Below are 16,087 nucleotides of genomic sequence, written 5' to 3'. Positions count from 1 at the left end.
CGCTATGCCGACGACTGTAACGTCTACGTGCGGTCACAGCGGGCGGGCGAGCGGGTGATGGCTCTGCTGCGGCGTCTCTATGGCCGACTTCGCCTTAAGGTGAACGAGACCAAGAGCGCCGTTGCCACCGTCTTCGGCCGCAAATTCCTCGGCTATGCTTTCTTCAAAGCACCAGGGCGGGTGGTCAAGAGACGGGTTGCCGACAAGGCAATCAAGGCGTTCAAGGAGCGCATTCGCGAACTGACACCGCGCGTGACGGGTCGATCCCTGAAAGCGGTGGCAGAACGGCTGCGCCTCTTCGTGCGCGGATGGAAAGCCTACTTCCGGCTGGCGCAAACACCTCGGGTCTGGCAAGCGCTGGACGAGTGGATGCGCCATCGTGTGAGGGCAATCCAGCTCAAGCAATGGAAGCACGGCAGGACGATCTTTCGGGAAATGATGGCAAGGGGAGCGAAACCTGGGGTGGCCCAGCAAGTGGCAGCAAATGCCGGTCGCTGGTGGCGCAACAGCGGCAAGCTCCTTAACGCCACCCTCACCATTAGATGGGCTGACCAACTTGGAATGCCCAGGCTCGTCTAACCTCAATCTCTCGAACCGCCCGGTGCGGACCCGCATGCCGGGTGGTGTGGCAGGGGTGCGATCACATCGATCGTCCCCTATGCCGATTTCAGTCAGCCCACGCCCCTTGTGTATGGCCGATGCACATGCAAGTTTCCCCTGCAGAGATCGGGAGGGCACCATGCAGACAGTCACACTTCTTGCGTTCGCAGTCGTTTCCTTCGTGGGTATTGCCACGCCGGGGCCGACGGTACTCCTGGCAATGACCAACGGCTCCCGCTACGGTGTCAGGCGTGCCGCTGCCGGCATGGTTGGAGCGGTGCTCTCGGATTTTGTCCTGATCGGCGCCGTTGCGATCGGTCTCGGGGCACTGCTTGCGGCTTCCGAATTCTGGTTCTCGGCCCTGAAGTACGTTGGGGCAGCCTATCTGGCGTTTCTCGGGATCATGATGCTGCGGTCGAAAGGCACGATCGATGCGGCGTTGAGGCAGGAGGCGGCGGATGCGGGCGGCACGCCGGTTTCGATCGCGTTGAAGAGCTTCATGGTCGCAGTCACCAATCCGAAGGGCTACCTCTTCTTTTCGGCCTTCCTACCGCAGTTCATCGATCCGACCGGCCTGCAGGCAACGCAGTATGGCGTGCTGGCACTGGTGTTCGCCTCCCTCGATTTCATCATCATGCTGGCCTATGCCGTGTTCGGCGTGCAGGCCGTCCGATTCCTCACGACGAACGGCGCGTTGTGGCTTGAGCGCGCGTGCGGCTGCGCGCTGTTGGCGTTGGCCGGTTCGCTTGCGCTCTATCGTCGGGCGGCGGCCTGATTAGGGCAGTGATACGTGTCCGACACGATAGATCTGGCCTGAACCTGCAATGAGCGGCGCCGATCGGCGCAAGCTGAAGCGCACCAGCGTCCAGTTGGTTGGCTCGAAGGCCGAAACCGAGGCCAGGACGTCGGCCTGTCGTGCTTCTCGTTGCGCCTGCCTGACCTCCACGTCTCTGATCTCGGCGAGCGGGGAATAGGGCTCGATGGCGACTATCTCTGTGGTAACGAATTTTGCCTCTGCAATCGCGGAGGCGGTTTCCGCGTGCCATGCGATCCAGGTCTTCACGCGAGGCCAGCCGAAGGACTGCATCAGTCCCTCGAAGCCGGTGCCGGTAAGAAAGTCGCTGGCGCGCTCCGGCTGCTGCCAGAGATAGAAGGGCGCATAGAGGTTTTCGCGGGATCCGAACTCGCCTCTGCGGGCACTGAGGTAGGCCTTGAAGCCGAGACCGGGAAATCCGTCCAGCATCGGTCCCTTGTCGCGGATGCGCCGGTCGATGATCGACATGTCGTAATCGGCCGGAAGGGTGAAGCTGTACTGCATCGCCATCATGAGAGGATCTCCACCGGCTCAAGCCAGTCGACGTTGCGGCCGGCTTCGGTTGCCTGAATACTGAGATAGCTGAACGGGCTGTCGTGTCCGGCGCCGTGCCAATGCTTCTCGCCGGCGGCGAACCAGACAGCATCTCCGACCAGCAATTCGTCGACTGCCCCACCTTCGCGTTGCGCCAGACCCTTGCCTGATAGAACATAGAGCAGCTGCCCGCGCGGATGCGTGTGCCAGCGTGTGATCGTGCCCGGATCGAGCGTCGCCCGCATCGCCGTGTTCTCGCCGTCGGCTGTTCCTTCCAGCAGCATCTCCACCCAGAAGGGTGCGGTGGCAATATCGACGGGCGAGCGGACGGCATTGCCCGGACGCTGGATCGTCATACGTTCAGGGTTGCCCATCATGCCGCACTCCCGAAGGCGCGGGCTTCCCAGCCGGGTTCGCTCATCTGCGCCTTTCCGTCGCCGAACGACCATTCATCCGGTGATGTGGTGGTGACGACGATCATGATGTCTTCCGGCCGGATTCCCGGCGATTGTCCGAGAAGCTCGGTGGCCCGCTTGAAAAAGGCCTGGCGGGTCTCGGTCGAGCGCGGCTTTCCGGCGGTGATGGCGAAAAGCACGAAGTCGTCGGAACGCGGTCCGGCAAGATAGTTGCGGTCGAAGATCAGTTCGCCCGGTTCATGCTGGTGGATGATCTGGAAACGATCGGCGGGCGGCACGTTGAACGTCTCGACCATGGCGCGATGAATGCTGTCCGCAACAGCGCGCAAATACTCCGGCGTCTTGCCGCGCAGTAGAGAGATACGAACAAAAGGCATGGCGAGTTCCTTTGAGTGAATTCTTGACAGGAGAAGCATCGCACGCCACGATAATGCTGAAAATCAGAATTATTTGAACTTACGATTCACAAAAACGGGACGAAAGTGATGCGACGGACGATCTTCGATCTCGATGTTCTCAGAACCTTTGCGACCGGAATGGAGCTCGGCAACTTCGCGCGAGCGGCTGACCGGCTCGGCCGCTCGACCTCGGCGGTCAGCGCTCAGTTGAAGAAGCTCGAGGAGCAGGCGGGCACGCCGATCTTCCGCAAGGCGGGGCGCGGCCTTGCGCTCACCGATGCCGGCGAGACGATGCTGGCCTATGCGCGGCGGCTGCTGGAACTCAACGACGAAGCGGCTGCAGCCGTAAAGAGCATCGAGCTCGAAGGCTGGGTGAGGCTCGGATTGCAGGAGGATTTCGGCGAGGTCTTGTTGCCCGACGTGCTCGGCCGTTTTGCGCGCGCGCATCCGAAGGTCCGCATCGAGGCGCGCGTGGTGCGCAATGTCGAACTGATCGAGCGCGTCACATCAGGAAAGCTCGATCTGGCACTCGCGTGGAGCGATGGCACGCTGACGCCGCATTGCGAGCAGATCGCCGAAGTCCCGATGCGTTGGATCGGGCCGGCGGAAGCAGCTGTTGACTGGAGCCTCGGCGGCGGCGAGCCGATGCCGCTCGCCTCGCTGGAAGCCCCGTGCCTGTTGCGCTCCGCGGCGACCAAGGCGCTCGACGCGGCGGGCATTCCGTGGCGGCTTGCCTTCGTCAGTCCGAGCCTCGGCGGATTGTGGGCGGCGACGGCCGCTGGGCTCGGCATTACCATCCGCACACCGATCGGGCTGCCGCGAAAGGTCAAGCCGCTTGTCGCAGACGCAGCCGGCTTGCCGGAGCTTTCCTCGCTCGGTCTCGTCCTGCATCGCGCCGAGGCGGAGCCTGGGCCGGCGACGGCGCGGCTTGCGTCCATCATGTTGCAATCGGTGCGGGAGGCCGTCGCTGACGTCGTGCCGCAGGCGGTCCGCCCGGCGGCGAGAGCCTATGCCTGATATTCGCGCTGCGCGTTGCGGCGGATCGCTTGCGGTGGCTGGCCGAAAGCGCGCAGGAATGCGCGTCGCATCCTCTCACGATCCGCGAAGCCTGTCTCCGTGGCAACGACGTCGATCGGATGCCGGCCCTGTTCCATCATCAGCCGGGCCGCCTCGAGGCGCAGGTTCTCCACCGCTTTTGCGGGCGATTGCCCTGTCTCGGCGCGGAAGATCCGACTGAACTGGCGGGGGCTGAGCGCCGCTGCTTCTGCCAGTTCTTCGACGGATAGCGTGTTCTTCAGGTTGCTGCGCGCATGTGCCAGCGCCTTCTGGATCCTGTCCGATTTGGGTTCCAGTTCCAACAGCGCGGAAAACTGCGACTGGCCGCCGGCCCGGCGGTGGTAGACGACGAGCTTGCGGGCAACGGCGCGGGCGATGTCGGCGCCGTGATCCTTCTCAACCATGGCAAGTGCCAGATCGACCCCGGCTGTCATGCCCGCCGAGCTCCAGACAGAGCCGTCGATGATGAAGATGCGATCCTCCTCGAGCCTGACCTTGGGGTAGCGCGATTGCAGCTCTCGAGCGAGCAGCCAATGCGTCGTGGAGCGCCGGCCGTCCAGCACACCCGCGTCGGCAAGCAGAAATGCACCGGTGCAGATCGAGGCGACGCGGCGGGAGGCGGCAAGCGCGTTGCGGATGAATTCGCCTTCTCCTGGGGTCGGCAGCTTGATGCCGACGGCGCCCGACACCAGCAGCGTATCGAAAGCGGGATCGTCGAACCGCGTCGTCTCCATCGTGACACCGAAGGAGCCGCGCACCGGCCCACCGGTCTCGGAGAGATAGGCGATGTCGTAGACCTGTTCGCCGAGTTCGAGGTTGGTGAACTCGAAGGCGGAGATGGCGGCGAGGCTCATCATCTGAAAGCCGGGAAAGAGCAGGACGGCAATGCGCTGCATGGTTCGAAACTCCGTTTGTCCTAAAAGGTTGTTTATATGACATTCAAGACATTGGCAATCAGGCGTAAGACTCTCCTCAGGCCAACAGCAGGCGCTGTTGCCCAACACGGAGAACGACAATGACCGAGCAGCAGAAAGGAACCGCACTCGTTACGGGCGCATCATCGGGGATCGGCGCCATCTACGCCCACCGGCTCGCAAAGCGGGGCTACGATCTCATTCTAGTCGCGCGCAATGCCGAGCGCCTTTCCGAGCTTGCGACCAAGTTGACCCGGGAGACGGGCAGGACGGTTGAAACGGTGCCTGCCGATCTCGGCAACAAGGCTGATCTGGCGCGTGTCGAGGCGGTGTTGAAGAACGACCGCAGCATCACCCTTCTGGTCAACAATGCCGGCGTCGGCGGCACCGCGCCGCTGCTGGCCTCCGATGTCGACAAGATGCAGGCGATGGTCGATCTCAACGTTACAGCGCTGATGCGGCTGACCTACGCAGCCGTGCCCGGTTTCACGGCCCGCGGCGGCGGCTCGATCATCAACATTGCGTCGATCGTGGCGATCGCGCCTGAAGTTCTGAATGGGGTCTATGGGGCAAGCAAAGCGTTCGTTCTTGCCTTCAGCCAATCGCTGAAGCACGAGCTGGCGGATAAGAATATCCGCGTTCAGGCGGTGCTGCCGGGGGCGACGGCGACCGAATTCTGGGGCATTGCCGGTACGCCGGTCGAACACCTGCCGACCGAGATCGTCATGCAGGCGGAAGACATGGTGGATGCGTCTCTTTCCGGCTTTGACCAAGGTGAATTCGCGACGATCCCGGCCCTCGAGGATGCCGGATTGCTGAAGGCCTACGAGGATGCACGCCAGGCGCTGATGCCGAACCTGTCACGGTCGGCACCCGCGGCGCGCTACAAGGCTGCGTAGCGTAAGAGACGGGGTGGGCAGGCTTGTTCTGCCTCTACCCGTGCCGGGCCAGAGCGCCGGCGAAGATATCGGCGTCGACGTTGCCTCCCGAGGTGACGACGACGACGTTGTCTTCCTCCATCTCATCGCCGTGGAACAGCGCTGCGGCAAGGGCAACCGCGCCGCCCGGTTCGACGACAATCTTCAGTCGCACAAAGGCTATCACCATGGCGCGAAGCGCCTCCTCGTCTGTCACGACGATACCGGGGCCTGCAAGGCGCTGCAGGATCGGGAAGGTGATATTGCCGGGCTGTGGGGTAATGATCGCATCGCAGATGGAGCCGGTCATCGCCGCGTTGCGCTCGATCTTGCCTGAGGCCAGCGACCGTGTCGTATCGTCGAAGCCTTCAGGCTCGCAGGGACGCACGCGGAACGCAGGCGCGCTAGCCTCGAGCGCAAGCGCGATCCCCGACGTCAGGCCGCCGCCGCCGCAGGGCACCAGCACCTCGGCAGCCTTGATGCCTTCCTCTTCCGCCTGTTCGGCGATCTCGAGACCCGTCGTGCCCTGGCCGGCGATCACCTGGGGCTCGTCGAACGGCTTGATCAGGGTCAGCTTGCGTTCGCCCGAAAGCTTGGCGCCGATGGCGTCGCGATCCTGTGTGGCGCGGTCGTAGAGCACGACTTCGGCGCCGAGGGCGCGGGTGTTGGCAATCTTCAGTTTCGGGGCGTCCGACGGCATGATGATCACCGAAGGCACGCCATGAAGCTTGGCGGCGAGCGCCACACCCTGCGAGTGATTGCCTGACGAGAAAGCGATGACACCGTGCGCGCGTACGGCCGAATCGAGTGCGGAAACGGCGGACCAGCCTCCGCGGAATTTGAAGGAGCCGGTATGTTGGAGGCACTCGGCCTTCACGAACACCCGCCGTCCGGCAAGCTCGTCGATGAAGGGAGAGGAGAGAAGGGGCGTGCGGCGCGCATGTCCGCGCAGACGGGCGCGGGCGGCAACGATCATTTCAATGCTGGTCATGGAGACTCTTTCGAATGACGGTACGCCCCTGCATAAGGCTACACGTGATGCTTGTGAACGACGACTTTGTCACCGTGACACGAAAAGCGCGAGACTACGCGCCGGCATCAATGGCGACTACCTCCGCGCTCGCATCCGACAATCAGTATCCGCCGGCGGAGCCCTCGGAGGCGCGGCTGTCCATCGCGCCGTTGTAGCGTGCGCCGCCACCCTTCTCGATATCGGCGAGGCTCTTTCCGCCGACAAGGATGCCGGCGGCCTGCCCCCATTGCGGCGGGCCGCTGCCGTCATCCAGTGTATGGCCCATGGCGATCAGCGCCCGGATCGTATCAGGCGAGAGCGTGTAGGGCTCGAGATAGATCTTGTCCGGCTGCCATTGGTGGTGAATGCGTGGGGCGTTGACCGCCTGGCTGATGTCCATGCCGAAATCGATGACGTTGAGGATCGCCTCGAGGGTGATGGTGATGATGCGCGATCCGCCGGGGCTGCCGATGACCATGAAGGGCTTGCCGTCCTTGGTCACGATCGTCGGGCTCATCGAGGAGAGCGGCGTCTTCTTCGGCGCAATCGCATTGGCCTCGCCCTGAACGAGACCGTAGAGGTTCGGAACGCCAGGCTTCGAGGTGAAGTCGTCCATCTCGTTGTTGAGCAGGATGCCGGTGCCGGGCGCGACAACGCCAGCGCCGAAGGAACCATTCAGCGTATAGGTGACCGCGACGGCATTTCCTTCATCGTCGATGATGGAATAATGCGTGGTCTCGACGCTTTCCTTGGCTCCGAGCGGCTTCAGGTCGGCCGACGTGCCGGATTTATAGGGATCGATCTTGGCGCGGATCGCCTTGGCGTAGCTCTTGTCGAGCAATGTCGACATCGGGTTCTCCACGAAGTCGGGATCGCCGAGGGCAGCGTTGCGGTCGACATAGGCATGGCGCATCGCCTCTACCATCAGGTGAACCGTCTCAGCAGAACCGTAGCCGAGGAAGGAGAGCGGGTAATCCTCGAGCACGTTGAGGATTTCGCAGATGATGACGCCACCGGAGGAGGGGGGAGGCGAGGAGATGATGTCATAACCGCGGTAGCTGCATTCGACGGGCTTCAGTTCACGCACCGCGTACTGCTCGAAATCCTCCTTGGCGAGAATGCCGCCCTTCGCCTGGCTCGCCTTGGTGATCGCGTCGGCCGGCATGCCCTTATAGAAAGCGTCAGGCCCTTTGTCGGCGATGCTGGAAAGAACGGCGGCGAGGTCGGGTTGCACCAGTTTTTCGCCTGCGGCGTATGGCTTTCCTTCTGCTTTCAGGAAGACCTTTGCAGCGGCTTCATCCTTCGCAAGCCTCTTGGCGCTGCCGGAAATGTTGGCCACGTCGCCTTGTTCCAGCGTGAAGCCTTCCTTGGCGTAGCGAATGGCCGGCGCCAGCAGATCCTGTCGCGACTTCGTGCCGTATTTTTCTCGCGCCGTCTCGAAGCCCATCACGGATCCGGGCACGCCGACGGCGAGATAGCCGTCGAGGCTGGCGCGGGGAACGATATCGCCCTTGGCATCGAGATACATCGTCTTGGTTGCTGCGAGCGGCGCGCGCTCGCGGAAGTCGAGAAATGTCGTCTTCCCGTCCTTCAGCCGGATCGTCATGAAACCGCCGCCGCCGATGTTGCCGGCCGTCGGATAGACGACGGCGAGGGCGTAGCCAACGGCAACCGCGGCATCGACGGCATTGCCGCCGTTCTTCAGCACATCGACGCCGACGTCGGTCGCCAGATGCTGGGCGGTTACGACCATGCCATGCTCGGATTCAGCGGGCGCGGGCGAGGCGGCGAACGCCGACGGTGCAAGCGAGAGCGACAGTGCGGCGGCAACCGCGAATATTCTGATGTTGGGCTGATCCATGACTTCCCTCAAAGCATGACGGTGCGATGGATATGGGACGCAACGAGCGCTCGGCAATGCACCGCGCTCAGCAGTGGTGTGTGTTCCGCTGCTGAAAGGTTAGTTTTCGGTTGCGACGGGCCCGGACAGGCTGGCTGGATCGCCGAAGGGCGCGACAATGTCTGTTGGCCGCGCGGGCTTTTCATGCCCCAGGCGGTGCTCGGCCTGGCGGGCGGCGGCCTGGAGGTCGCGAGCGGCGCCGCCGATCTTCTCCATGGCGGCAATGGCGACGTCGGTGACCATATAGTCCGGCTTGTGGCCGAGGCCGCGTATCGTCACTAGTTCGGAGCCGGCGATATCACGGGCCAGCCCCTGCGAATGAATGTGTTCCCAGACGATGGCATCGCTGTCACCGGTGATGATGACAGCAGGTGCGGTGATCCTGGAATATTGCGGAGAATGCGCCTTGAGGTAAGCCAGCAGGCGGGTGCAGTCGATGGCGTTGTTGTAGAAGGCGCGCGGACGCAGCGCCAAGGTGGGGCCTGTCTTCGCGATATAGTCTTCCGGGCGCGGATTGGGACGGAAGACGTTCATCGTCGCCTGCTCCAGCCGTCGCAAACCTAGCGGCACGACAATGGCGTGGGTAAAGAGCCAGCCGAGCATGGGCATTGCAGCCAGGTGATAATACCAATCGATGCCGCCCGGCCAGGGATGAGTCGCGGGGGCGAGAAAGAGCAGACCTTCCGTCTTGTCGGGATGGCGCACGCCGAAGGCGGCCGCGATGGCGCCGCCGAAGGAGTGGCCAACGATGACGGCTCGTTTGATTCCCCGCTTCTCCATCAGCGTTGCGATCGCATCCGCCTGTCCGGACGGCAGGGCATTCTCGGGACCGCCGCGTTCCGAGTAGCCATGACCCGGCCGGTCGACGAACAGCATCTCGGCGCGGCCGTGAAGCGGTCCCAGGAAGGCGCCGACTTGATCGAGCAGGTTGCCGCCTGCTCCATGGATAAAGACCAGCGGCGGTAGATCGGCGGTTTCGGGACGTGGAACATGGACGGCATTCAGCTGGTAACCGCCGATATCGGTACGTTCGCCAATGTTGGGATAGTTGGCCTCGAACTGCCGTTCCATGTAGACGGAGTAGCCGACAGCGGCGGCAACAGAGGCAATGAAAGCGGAGGCTTCGGCAAGCATGGCAATATCTGCTGAAATCACGTAACCGAGGCTAAGATTGGGCTGCGCGCGCCGCCGTCAAGATCAGGTGCGGCTGCCGGCCAGCTTTTCGGAGAGTGTATTCATCTGCTCCTGGGCGCTTCGATTGGCAGGATAGATCGCCAGGAAACGTTCCCAGGCTTTCAGGGCCAGCGCGTCGTTGCCCGTTTCCATTAGAATGGCGGCCATGCCGGAGAGCGCGCCGAAGTGACGGGGCTCGATGTCAAGCACGCGCTCGATGTCGGACATGGACTTGCGATAGTTGTCATTGGCGTAGTTGAGCGTCGCCCGGCGATTCCAGCTCTCTGCGTAATCCGGCTTGAGGGCGATCGCCTGATCGAGGAAGTCGAGGGCGGCGGCGGTGCGCTTCTCCTGGATCGCCTTGTCGGCCCACTGCATCAGGAGATTGACGGTCGCGCTGCCCGAGTCGTTCCACTCGGTACGGATTTCATCGGCGATACCGCTTGCTTTGTCAGGGTCGCGCTCGCGCTTCAGCTGTTCGAAGAGCTGATTCACATGCTGCTTGGGTGAGAGGTTTGCGTCCGGCTGCTCGACGATGACATCCTTGTCCGCAGCTGCGGCAGGAAAAACAGGAGCGAACAAGATAAGGGACAGCGGCATCGCCGCGCAGGTCATAGCAAAAAAGCGCATGGCGGACATAGTAGCCCGCCATCGCTGAAGATCAAAGCAATTTGATTTGATTGCAGAAGCAATCCCCGGACGGCGGGCGCAGAATGCCACGAAGCCGTACAGGCGCGCTATATCAGCCCTGACGAGCCTTGTAGCGCGGGTTCAGCTTGTTGATGATGTAGATGCGGCCCTTGCGGCGAACCAGGCGGTTGTCACGATGACGAGCCTTGAGCGACTTGAGCGAATTCTTGATCTTCATTGTTTTGATCCGCGATGTTTGAGGGGGAATTCACATTCGCCCGTATCTATTACATTCAAAAGCGCGCTCAGGGCGCGCTCTTCAGGTTGGGCGTGCAGATAACCCGACGGTTCCGCTGTGTCAACCACATGACGGTGTTTTTCCCGTGGCCGAAGCGGCTTTTGTCAGGGAAAAACCGGCAATTTTGCGGTCAACGTGGTGACGTGGCCCATCTTGCGGCCGGGGTGGGATTCCGTCTTGCCGTAGAGGTGGACCAGCGTGTCGGGTCGCTGCAGCCAGTCGGGCAGGGCCAGAATATCGTCACCGATCAGGTTCTGCATGACGCAGTCCGAGTGGCGGTCGGCATTGCCGAGCGGCAGGCCGGCGACGGCACGGATATGCTGCTCGAATTGCGAGACGACGCAGGCGGCTTCCGTCCAGTGACCGGAGTTGTGGACACGGGGCGCCATTTCATTGGCGATCAGGCTGCCGTCCGCGAGCACGAAGAATTCGATGCCGATGACACCGACATAGCCGAGCGCCGCCAGGATCTTCTCGGCGGCTTCGCTGGCGGCGGCTGCCGTTTCCGCAGCGATGGAAGCGGGTATGGTCGACGTGTGCAGGATGCCATTGCGGTGAATGTTTTCGGCTGGGTCGTAGCAGGCGACGGTGCCGTCGGCCGCGCGCGCCGCGATGATCGAGATCTCGCGCTCGAAGGCAACGAAGCTCTCGAGAATGAGCGGCACGTTGCCGAGTGCTGCAAAGGCGCCATCCGGCGCATCGGCTGCGGAGCGGAATACTCTCTGTCCCTTGCCGTCATAGCCGAGGCGGCGGGTCTTGAGGACGCCGCGTCCGCCGAAGTCCTTCAGGGCCGCTTCGAGATCGGCTTGGCTGTCGACCGCGTGGAAGCCCGCCGTCGGGATGCCGCATCCATTGATGAAGCGCTTTTCGACCAGCCGATCCTGTGCGGCCTCGAGAGCCTTCGGCGGTGGATAGACCGGGACCTTGCTTGCAAGGGTTTCGGCGGCGGTTACCGGGACATTCTCGAACTCATAGGTAACGACGTCGCAAGCCTTCGCAAGTTCGGCCAGCGCTGCAGGATCGTCGTAGGCGGCGACGATCTGTCCGTTGGCGACCTGCGCTGCTGGACAGTCGGCCTGCGGTTCCAGGACGACGGTGCGGAAGTTCAGTCGTGCAGCGGCCATGGCAAGCATGCGGCCGAGCTGGCCGCCGCCAATGATGCCGATCGTTCTTACGGTCATAGGTCGTCCATCGGATATTCGGCCACCGCCGCGCTCTGGCGCTCGCGCCATTCGTCGAGCCGGTCGGCAATCTCTTCGTCCGACAATGCCAGTACGGCTGCTGCCAGAAGAGCGGCGTTGATCGCACCCGCCTTGCCGATGGCAAGCGTGCCGACCGGGATGCCGCCCGGCATCTGGACGATGGAAAGAAGACTGTCCTGACCTGACAGTGCCTTGGATTGGACCGGGACGCCGAAAACGGGCAGCGGCGTCATGGCTGCGGCCATGCCGGGAAGGTGGGCCGCGCCGCCGGCGCCAGCAATGATCACCTTGAAGCCTTCATCGCGGGCGGACTTTGCGAAGTTCACCAGGCGATCCGGTGTGCGGTGGGCCGATATTATGCGCGCATCATAGGGAATTTCGAGCGCCTCCAGCGTGTCGGCGGCGTTCTTCATGGTCTCCCAATCGGACTGGCTTCCCATGATGATGGCAACGGATGGTCTGTCTGTCATCGTCACGGCGTTCCCTTCAGGCGATGATGTCAGGGATGATCTGGTCTTCCAGCTTGGACAGCTTGTCCTTGATGACCAGTTTCTTCTTCTTCATGCGCTGGATGCGCAATGCGTCGCATCCAGTGGCAATCATGGCGTTGATGGCGGCGTCGTAATCCTCGTGCTCCTGGCGCAGTCTTGCGACCATGAGCCTGATTTCCGCCTGTTCCTGATCGGCCATTTTGCATTCCCCATAACCGTCTTCGGACATCGTCCGTTCTGCCGATAATTTCCGCAAGCTCCTATCACCAATTGGAGGTAACGGCTAGCGGCTGTTCGTCATGATTTTGCCACGTGTTCTCCTTGCTTTCACCTTCGACAAGGCTTCAAAAATATGTCACAGTCGAAGGGTTGACGCCTTGGATCTCCGGCGGTGTTGGCCGGGGAGAGGTAAGAGGAAGGAAGGGTCAAATGACTGTTCAAGCTCATCTTGAGTCACTCCAGAAAAAGCATGTTGCTCTCGAGGAGGAGTTGCATTCGCTTATGACATCCCCCTCCCGAAACGATAATGAAGTAGCTGAGTGCAAACGCAGAAAATTGCGGATCAAGGACGAGATTGAGCGCCTTAAATCATCCTTCCATTGAGTAGGATGCAATAAATCAACGAACGCGGCCCTAGGCGAGGAGGGCAAAACTCCAATTTCACCAAAAGCTTAGACCAGTTCGTGCTCGACAGGCGGTTATGGCGCCGGCTCCGACGGAAAGTCGCGAGCCGGCGTCCTTCGTTTGAGCGGTCGGGCTAGGCCCAGAACTGATCGAGCCAGAGATTGAGCCTGTCGAAGCCGCGATTGTTGACCGCATAAATGCGTCGGGTGCCTTCTGCGGTCACCGAAACCAGATTGCAGTCCAGCAGCGCCTTGAGGTGCTGGGAGACGGCGGGGCGGCTGATCGGCAACCCCTCGGCAAGTTCGCTCACGGTCTTCGGCGCGCGTCGCAACTCCTCCAGCAGGAAGCGCCGGTGAGGGTCGGCTATCGCGGTGAAGGGATCCACGTTCGACATAGCGAAAACGCTACGTCAAACGGCGCAATCGGGCAAGGAAATTGTGCGACGCAACGAAACCCAAAATTGTCAGAAACCCAAGCCTTCCTTCGCGATCAGGACGGCGGCAATCAGCGCCATGGCGTACATGAAAGGGTAGAAGATCGCGGGCTTCATCCGGCGCACGCACCAGGCGCCGGCAATCGTCGCAAGCGGCGCGAATGGCAGCAGCGTAGCCGATGTGGAGAGGTTCTGGGTGTCGAGCTGGCCGAGCGCGAAGTAGGGTATGAGCTTGACGGCGTTGAGAATTGCGAAGAAGCGGACGCTGGTTCCCGTATATTCCCGTGGCTGCATCTGCAGCGGCAGGGCATAGATCTGGAACGGTGCTCCGCCGGCATGAGCGACGAAGCTGCCATAGCCGGACAGGCTTCCCCACGTCGTCGCAAGCAGCGGCCGTTGGGCTCGAGGTGGCGTATGCTTTCCGGCTGCCGGGCCGAAGTTGTTCCAGAAGTAACGAAGGCAAAAGAGGATGGTGACCGCGCCGATGACGACGCGAAGCGCATTGCCTGGAACGAGCGCCGAAGTCGCCCAGCCGAGCCCGATGCCGAACAATGCGCCCGGCAGCATGATCTTCAGCGTTGTCCAGTCGCCGTGTTCGCGCCAGATCACGAGCGAGATCATGTCCATGAAAACGAGGATCGGGAGCAGGATCGCGGCGGCCTGAACGGGCGAGACGACGAGAGCGAGAAACGGCAATCCGATCAGCGACAAGGCATCACCCATGCCGCCTTTCGCCAATCCGACGAGGATGACAGCAGGAACGGCGGCGTAGTAAAATGACAAGTCCATCGGCATGCTTTTGAAATCCTCCCCTTGCCAGTCCCGTCTAACGGAACTACTCACACGAGACGAGTGCAGATAGGCCGCAAAACGACCTGTCCTGCTATAAATGGAAAGAGTTCATGACCGAACCGGAAAACCGCTGCCGCCTAGTTCTGATCGCGCCCGACATTGCCGATGTCGACGAGCAGGCGAAGATCGTCGGCGTCGCCTTGAAGGGCGGTGACGTCGCCTCGGTGATCGTACCGCAATACAGCCTCAATGACGGCGAGTTCCAGAAGCACGCCGAGAAGCTGGTTCCCATCATTCAGGAGTCAGGTGCGGCCGCACTCCTAGCGGGCGACAGCCGCGTCGTTGGGCGCAGCAAGGCGGATGGCCTGCATCTGACCGGTCCGGCGAGCGAAATTTCCGAAGCAATCGACAAGTATGCCGACAAGCTGATCGTCGGCGGCGGCAATGCCGCTGATCGCCACCATGCGCTTGAGATCGGCGAGGAGCGACCGGACTACATCTTCTTCGGTAAGCTCGACGGCGACATCAAGCCGGAGGCGCACCCCAAGAACCTCGCGCTCGGCGAGTGGTGGGCTTCGATGATCGAGATCCCGTGCATCGTGATGGGCGGTACGGATCTAGCTTCCGCACTGGCCGTTGCCGAAACCGGCGCGGAGTTCGTCGCGCTGCGGCTGGCGGTTTTCGCGGACGCCGGGCGTGCGCCGTCCATCGTCGCCGAGATCAATGCGCTCTTGGACGAAAAAGCGCCACGGTTTGAGGATTGATATCGCGCTCATGCCGATCCTAGCCCGTCATCTGCGCCTGTCCGCTGCCTTTACTGTCGCCATTTTGGTGGGATTTACCCATGGCGCTTCGGCCCAGGTTGTCGACAATGTCGTGACACGGCCACTGGCGACCGCCCCAGAGTCGCTCAAAGCCGGGCGGCCGCAGACCGATGGCACGGGACCCTCGACGGGCGTTGGCGTTTTCGACCGCATGGGTGCGAAGTTGCCGGACCTGCCGCCGGAAAAAGATTATAAGGGCGTTGTCGATGAGGCCTACGGCGCCTATCAGCGCGGCTACTATCTGACGGCGATGGAAAAGGCTCTGCCCCGGGCACAACTCGGCGATCCGGCAGCGCAGACGCTTATGGGTGAGCTTCTGGCGGACGGGCTGGGCGTCAAACGCGACATGAAGAACGCGGCCTTCTGGTACAGCAAGGGTGCGGAAGGCGGCGACGCTGCAGCAATGTTCAAATACGCGCTGATGCTGATCGAGGGCCGGTACGTCAAGCGCGACAAGGCCAAGGCCGACGAATACATGCACAAGGCGGCCGATGGCGGAAATGCTTCGGCGCAATTCAACTGGGGCCAGATCCTCACGACCGACAATCCCGGCGACAAGGGATTGAAGCTTGCGCTGCCTTATTATGAGAAGTCTGCCGAACAGGGCATCGCCGACGCGCAGTATGCGGTGGCGGAGATTTACGCCTCGCTGCCCGACTTGCCGGAGGAAAAGAAGCAGCTGGCGCGCGAATGGATGGCACGTGCTGCGCATGCCGGCTTCGACACCGCCCAAGTCGATCTTGGCATCTGGCTGGTCAACGGTCAAAACGGCCCGCGCGATTTCGTCAAGGGTTTCCAGTGGCTGAGGCTTGCCGCCAATCGTGGCAACGTCGTTGCGCAGAACAAGCTCGCGCACCTCTATATCAACGCGCTTGGAACCAAGCCGGATCCTGTCGAGGCCGCGAAATGGTATGTCCTGTCGCGCCGCGCCGGTCTGCCCGACCCGGAACTTGAAGACTTCTATCTCGGCATCGAGGACGACCAGCAGAAGGCGGCCATCGATGCTGCCAACAAATTCCGCCGGCTTCAGTGATTTAACCCCTGAAAGGCTCTGAATGG

Annotated in this window: 21 protein-coding genes; 7 read left to right on the top strand and 14 right to left on the bottom strand. The window is 62.1% G+C overall.

Annotated elements, in window-relative coordinates; all coding sequences use genetic code 11:
* Positions 1-579: group II intron maturase-specific domain-containing protein (locus AS026_RS22140; RefSeq protein WP_280950890.1), on the top strand; the 579-nt coding region annotated here is incomplete at its 5' end.
* A gap of 160 nt (positions 580-739) precedes the next feature.
* Positions 740-1,375, top strand: a complete 636-nt coding sequence (locus AS026_RS22135; protein WP_062371837.1) for a LysE family translocator — start codon at positions 740-742, stop codon at positions 1,373-1,375.
* Here AS026_RS22135 and AS026_RS22130 read toward each other — a convergent pair whose 3' ends face one another.
* From AS026_RS22130 to AS026_RS22120, 3 genes are read right to left on the bottom strand one after another with little or no spacing between them, the layout of a single operon-like run.
* Entirely contained in the window at positions 1,376-1,927 is a 552-nt protein-coding gene (locus AS026_RS22130; RefSeq protein WP_062371836.1) for a DUF4865 family protein, read from the bottom strand.
* Positions 1,924-2,325, bottom strand: a complete 402-nt coding sequence (locus AS026_RS22125; RefSeq protein WP_062371834.1) for a cupin domain-containing protein — start codon at positions 2,323-2,325, stop codon at positions 1,924-1,926. Before AS026_RS22125 ends, AS026_RS22130 begins: the two co-directional genes overlap by 4 nt.
* Positions 2,322-2,741: a tautomerase family protein gene (locus AS026_RS22120; RefSeq protein WP_062371832.1), complete on the bottom strand. Its 420-nt coding sequence runs from the start codon at positions 2,739-2,741 to the stop codon at positions 2,322-2,324. The genes AS026_RS22125 and AS026_RS22120 overlap by 4 nt, the downstream gene beginning before the upstream one ends.
* Before the next feature lie 108 nt (positions 2,742-2,849).
* On the opposite strand from AS026_RS22120, the gene AS026_RS22115 reads away from it, so the two are divergent.
* Positions 2,850-3,779, top strand: coding sequence for a LysR substrate-binding domain-containing protein (locus AS026_RS22115; RefSeq protein WP_018858904.1), 930 nt, complete (start codon positions 2,850-2,852; stop codon positions 3,777-3,779).
* Here the strand turns inward: AS026_RS22115 and AS026_RS22110 are convergent.
* Positions 3,770-4,714 (bottom strand): GlxA family transcriptional regulator, encoded by a 945-nt coding sequence (locus AS026_RS22110; protein WP_062371830.1) that lies wholly within the window; start codon positions 4,712-4,714, stop codon positions 3,770-3,772. The two genes, AS026_RS22115 and AS026_RS22110, sit on opposite strands and share 10 nt — an antisense overlap.
* A 119-nt stretch (positions 4,715-4,833) precedes the next feature.
* Here AS026_RS22110 and AS026_RS22105 point away from each other — a divergent pair, with 119 nt between their 5' ends.
* A complete protein-coding gene (locus tag AS026_RS22105; protein WP_062371828.1) occupies positions 4,834-5,631 on the top strand; it encodes an SDR family NAD(P)-dependent oxidoreductase in 798 nt (265 codons plus the stop codon).
* A gap of 34 nt (positions 5,632-5,665) precedes the next feature.
* On the opposite strand, the gene AS026_RS22100 is transcribed toward AS026_RS22105, so the two are convergent.
* From AS026_RS22100 to AS026_RS22065, 8 genes are all read right to left on the bottom strand, one after another.
* The gene (locus AS026_RS22100) at positions 5,666-6,640 is read right to left on the bottom strand and encodes a threonine ammonia-lyase (RefSeq protein WP_018858901.1); all 975 of its coding nucleotides are present in this window, start codon (positions 6,638-6,640) and stop codon (positions 5,666-5,668) included.
* A gap of 142 nt (positions 6,641-6,782) precedes the next feature.
* The gene (gene ggt / locus AS026_RS22095; RefSeq protein WP_062371826.1) at positions 6,783-8,522 is read right to left on the bottom strand and encodes a gamma-glutamyltransferase; all 1,740 of its coding nucleotides are present in this window, start codon (positions 8,520-8,522) and stop codon (positions 6,783-6,785) included.
* 99 nt (positions 8,523-8,621) lie between these two features.
* Positions 8,622-9,695 (bottom strand): alpha/beta fold hydrolase, encoded by a 1,074-nt coding sequence (locus AS026_RS22090; protein WP_062371823.1) that lies wholly within the window; start codon positions 9,693-9,695, stop codon positions 8,622-8,624.
* A 63-nt stretch (positions 9,696-9,758) separates the two neighbouring features.
* Positions 9,759-10,373: a tetratricopeptide repeat protein gene (locus AS026_RS22085; RefSeq protein WP_062371821.1), complete on the bottom strand. Its 615-nt coding sequence runs from the start codon at positions 10,371-10,373 to the stop codon at positions 9,759-9,761.
* Between the two features lie 103 nt (positions 10,374-10,476).
* On the bottom strand, positions 10,477-10,602 hold the full coding sequence (gene ykgO / locus AS026_RS22080) for a type B 50S ribosomal protein L36 (protein WP_003582204.1): 126 nt from the start codon (positions 10,600-10,602) through the stop codon (positions 10,477-10,479).
* A gap of 164 nt (positions 10,603-10,766) precedes the next feature.
* The gene (locus AS026_RS22075; RefSeq protein WP_062371820.1) at positions 10,767-11,843 is read right to left on the bottom strand and encodes a 5-(carboxyamino)imidazole ribonucleotide synthase; all 1,077 of its coding nucleotides are present in this window, start codon (positions 11,841-11,843) and stop codon (positions 10,767-10,769) included.
* A complete protein-coding gene (purE, locus tag AS026_RS22070) occupies positions 11,840-12,334 on the bottom strand; it encodes a 5-(carboxyamino)imidazole ribonucleotide mutase (protein ID WP_018858896.1) in 495 nt (164 codons plus the stop codon). The genes AS026_RS22075 and purE overlap by 4 nt, the downstream gene beginning before the upstream one ends.
* A gap of 16 nt (positions 12,335-12,350) precedes the next feature.
* Positions 12,351-12,554 (bottom strand): YdcH family protein, encoded by a 204-nt coding sequence (locus AS026_RS22065; RefSeq protein WP_025660870.1) that lies wholly within the window; start codon positions 12,552-12,554, stop codon positions 12,351-12,353.
* Positions 12,555-12,784: 230 nt separating this feature from the next.
* On the opposite strand from AS026_RS22065, the gene AS026_RS40225 reads away from it, so the two are divergent.
* Complete coding sequence (locus AS026_RS40225) at positions 12,785-12,958, top strand: YdcH family protein (RefSeq protein WP_018858894.1); 174 nt, start codon at positions 12,785-12,787, stop codon at positions 12,956-12,958.
* Positions 12,959-13,112: 154 nt separating this feature from the next.
* Here the strand turns inward: AS026_RS40225 and AS026_RS22060 are convergent, their stop codons facing one another.
* Together AS026_RS22060 and AS026_RS22055 are read right to left on the bottom strand one after the other, a co-directional pair.
* On the bottom strand, positions 13,113-13,373 hold the full coding sequence (locus AS026_RS22060) for an ArsR/SmtB family transcription factor (RefSeq protein WP_018858893.1): 261 nt from the start codon (positions 13,371-13,373) through the stop codon (positions 13,113-13,115).
* Positions 13,374-13,442: 69 nt separating this feature from the next.
* Positions 13,443-14,207, bottom strand: a complete 765-nt coding sequence (locus tag AS026_RS22055; protein ID WP_062371817.1) for a sulfite exporter TauE/SafE family protein — start codon at positions 14,205-14,207, stop codon at positions 13,443-13,445.
* A 107-nt stretch (positions 14,208-14,314) separates the two neighbouring features.
* On the opposite strand from AS026_RS22055, the gene AS026_RS22050 reads away from it, so the two are divergent.
* Together AS026_RS22050 and AS026_RS22045 are read left to right on the top strand one after the other, a co-directional pair.
* On the top strand, positions 14,315-14,968 hold the full coding sequence (locus tag AS026_RS22050) for a thiamine phosphate synthase (protein WP_062371814.1): 654 nt from the start codon (positions 14,315-14,317) through the stop codon (positions 14,966-14,968).
* A 10-nt stretch (positions 14,969-14,978) separates the two neighbouring features.
* On the top strand, positions 14,979-16,061 hold the full coding sequence (locus tag AS026_RS22045; RefSeq protein WP_062371841.1) for a tetratricopeptide repeat protein: 1,083 nt from the start codon (positions 14,979-14,981) through the stop codon (positions 16,059-16,061).
* Positions 16,062-16,087 lie beyond the last annotated feature (26 nt).

Source organism: Rhizobium altiplani (genome assembly GCF_001542405.1).
GTDB classification, from domain to species: Bacteria; Pseudomonadota; Alphaproteobacteria; order Rhizobiales; family Rhizobiaceae; genus Rhizobium; species Rhizobium altiplani.
The sequence above is the reverse complement of the archived record's forward strand: the minus strand, read 5'-3'. Positions and strand labels throughout refer to the sequence as shown.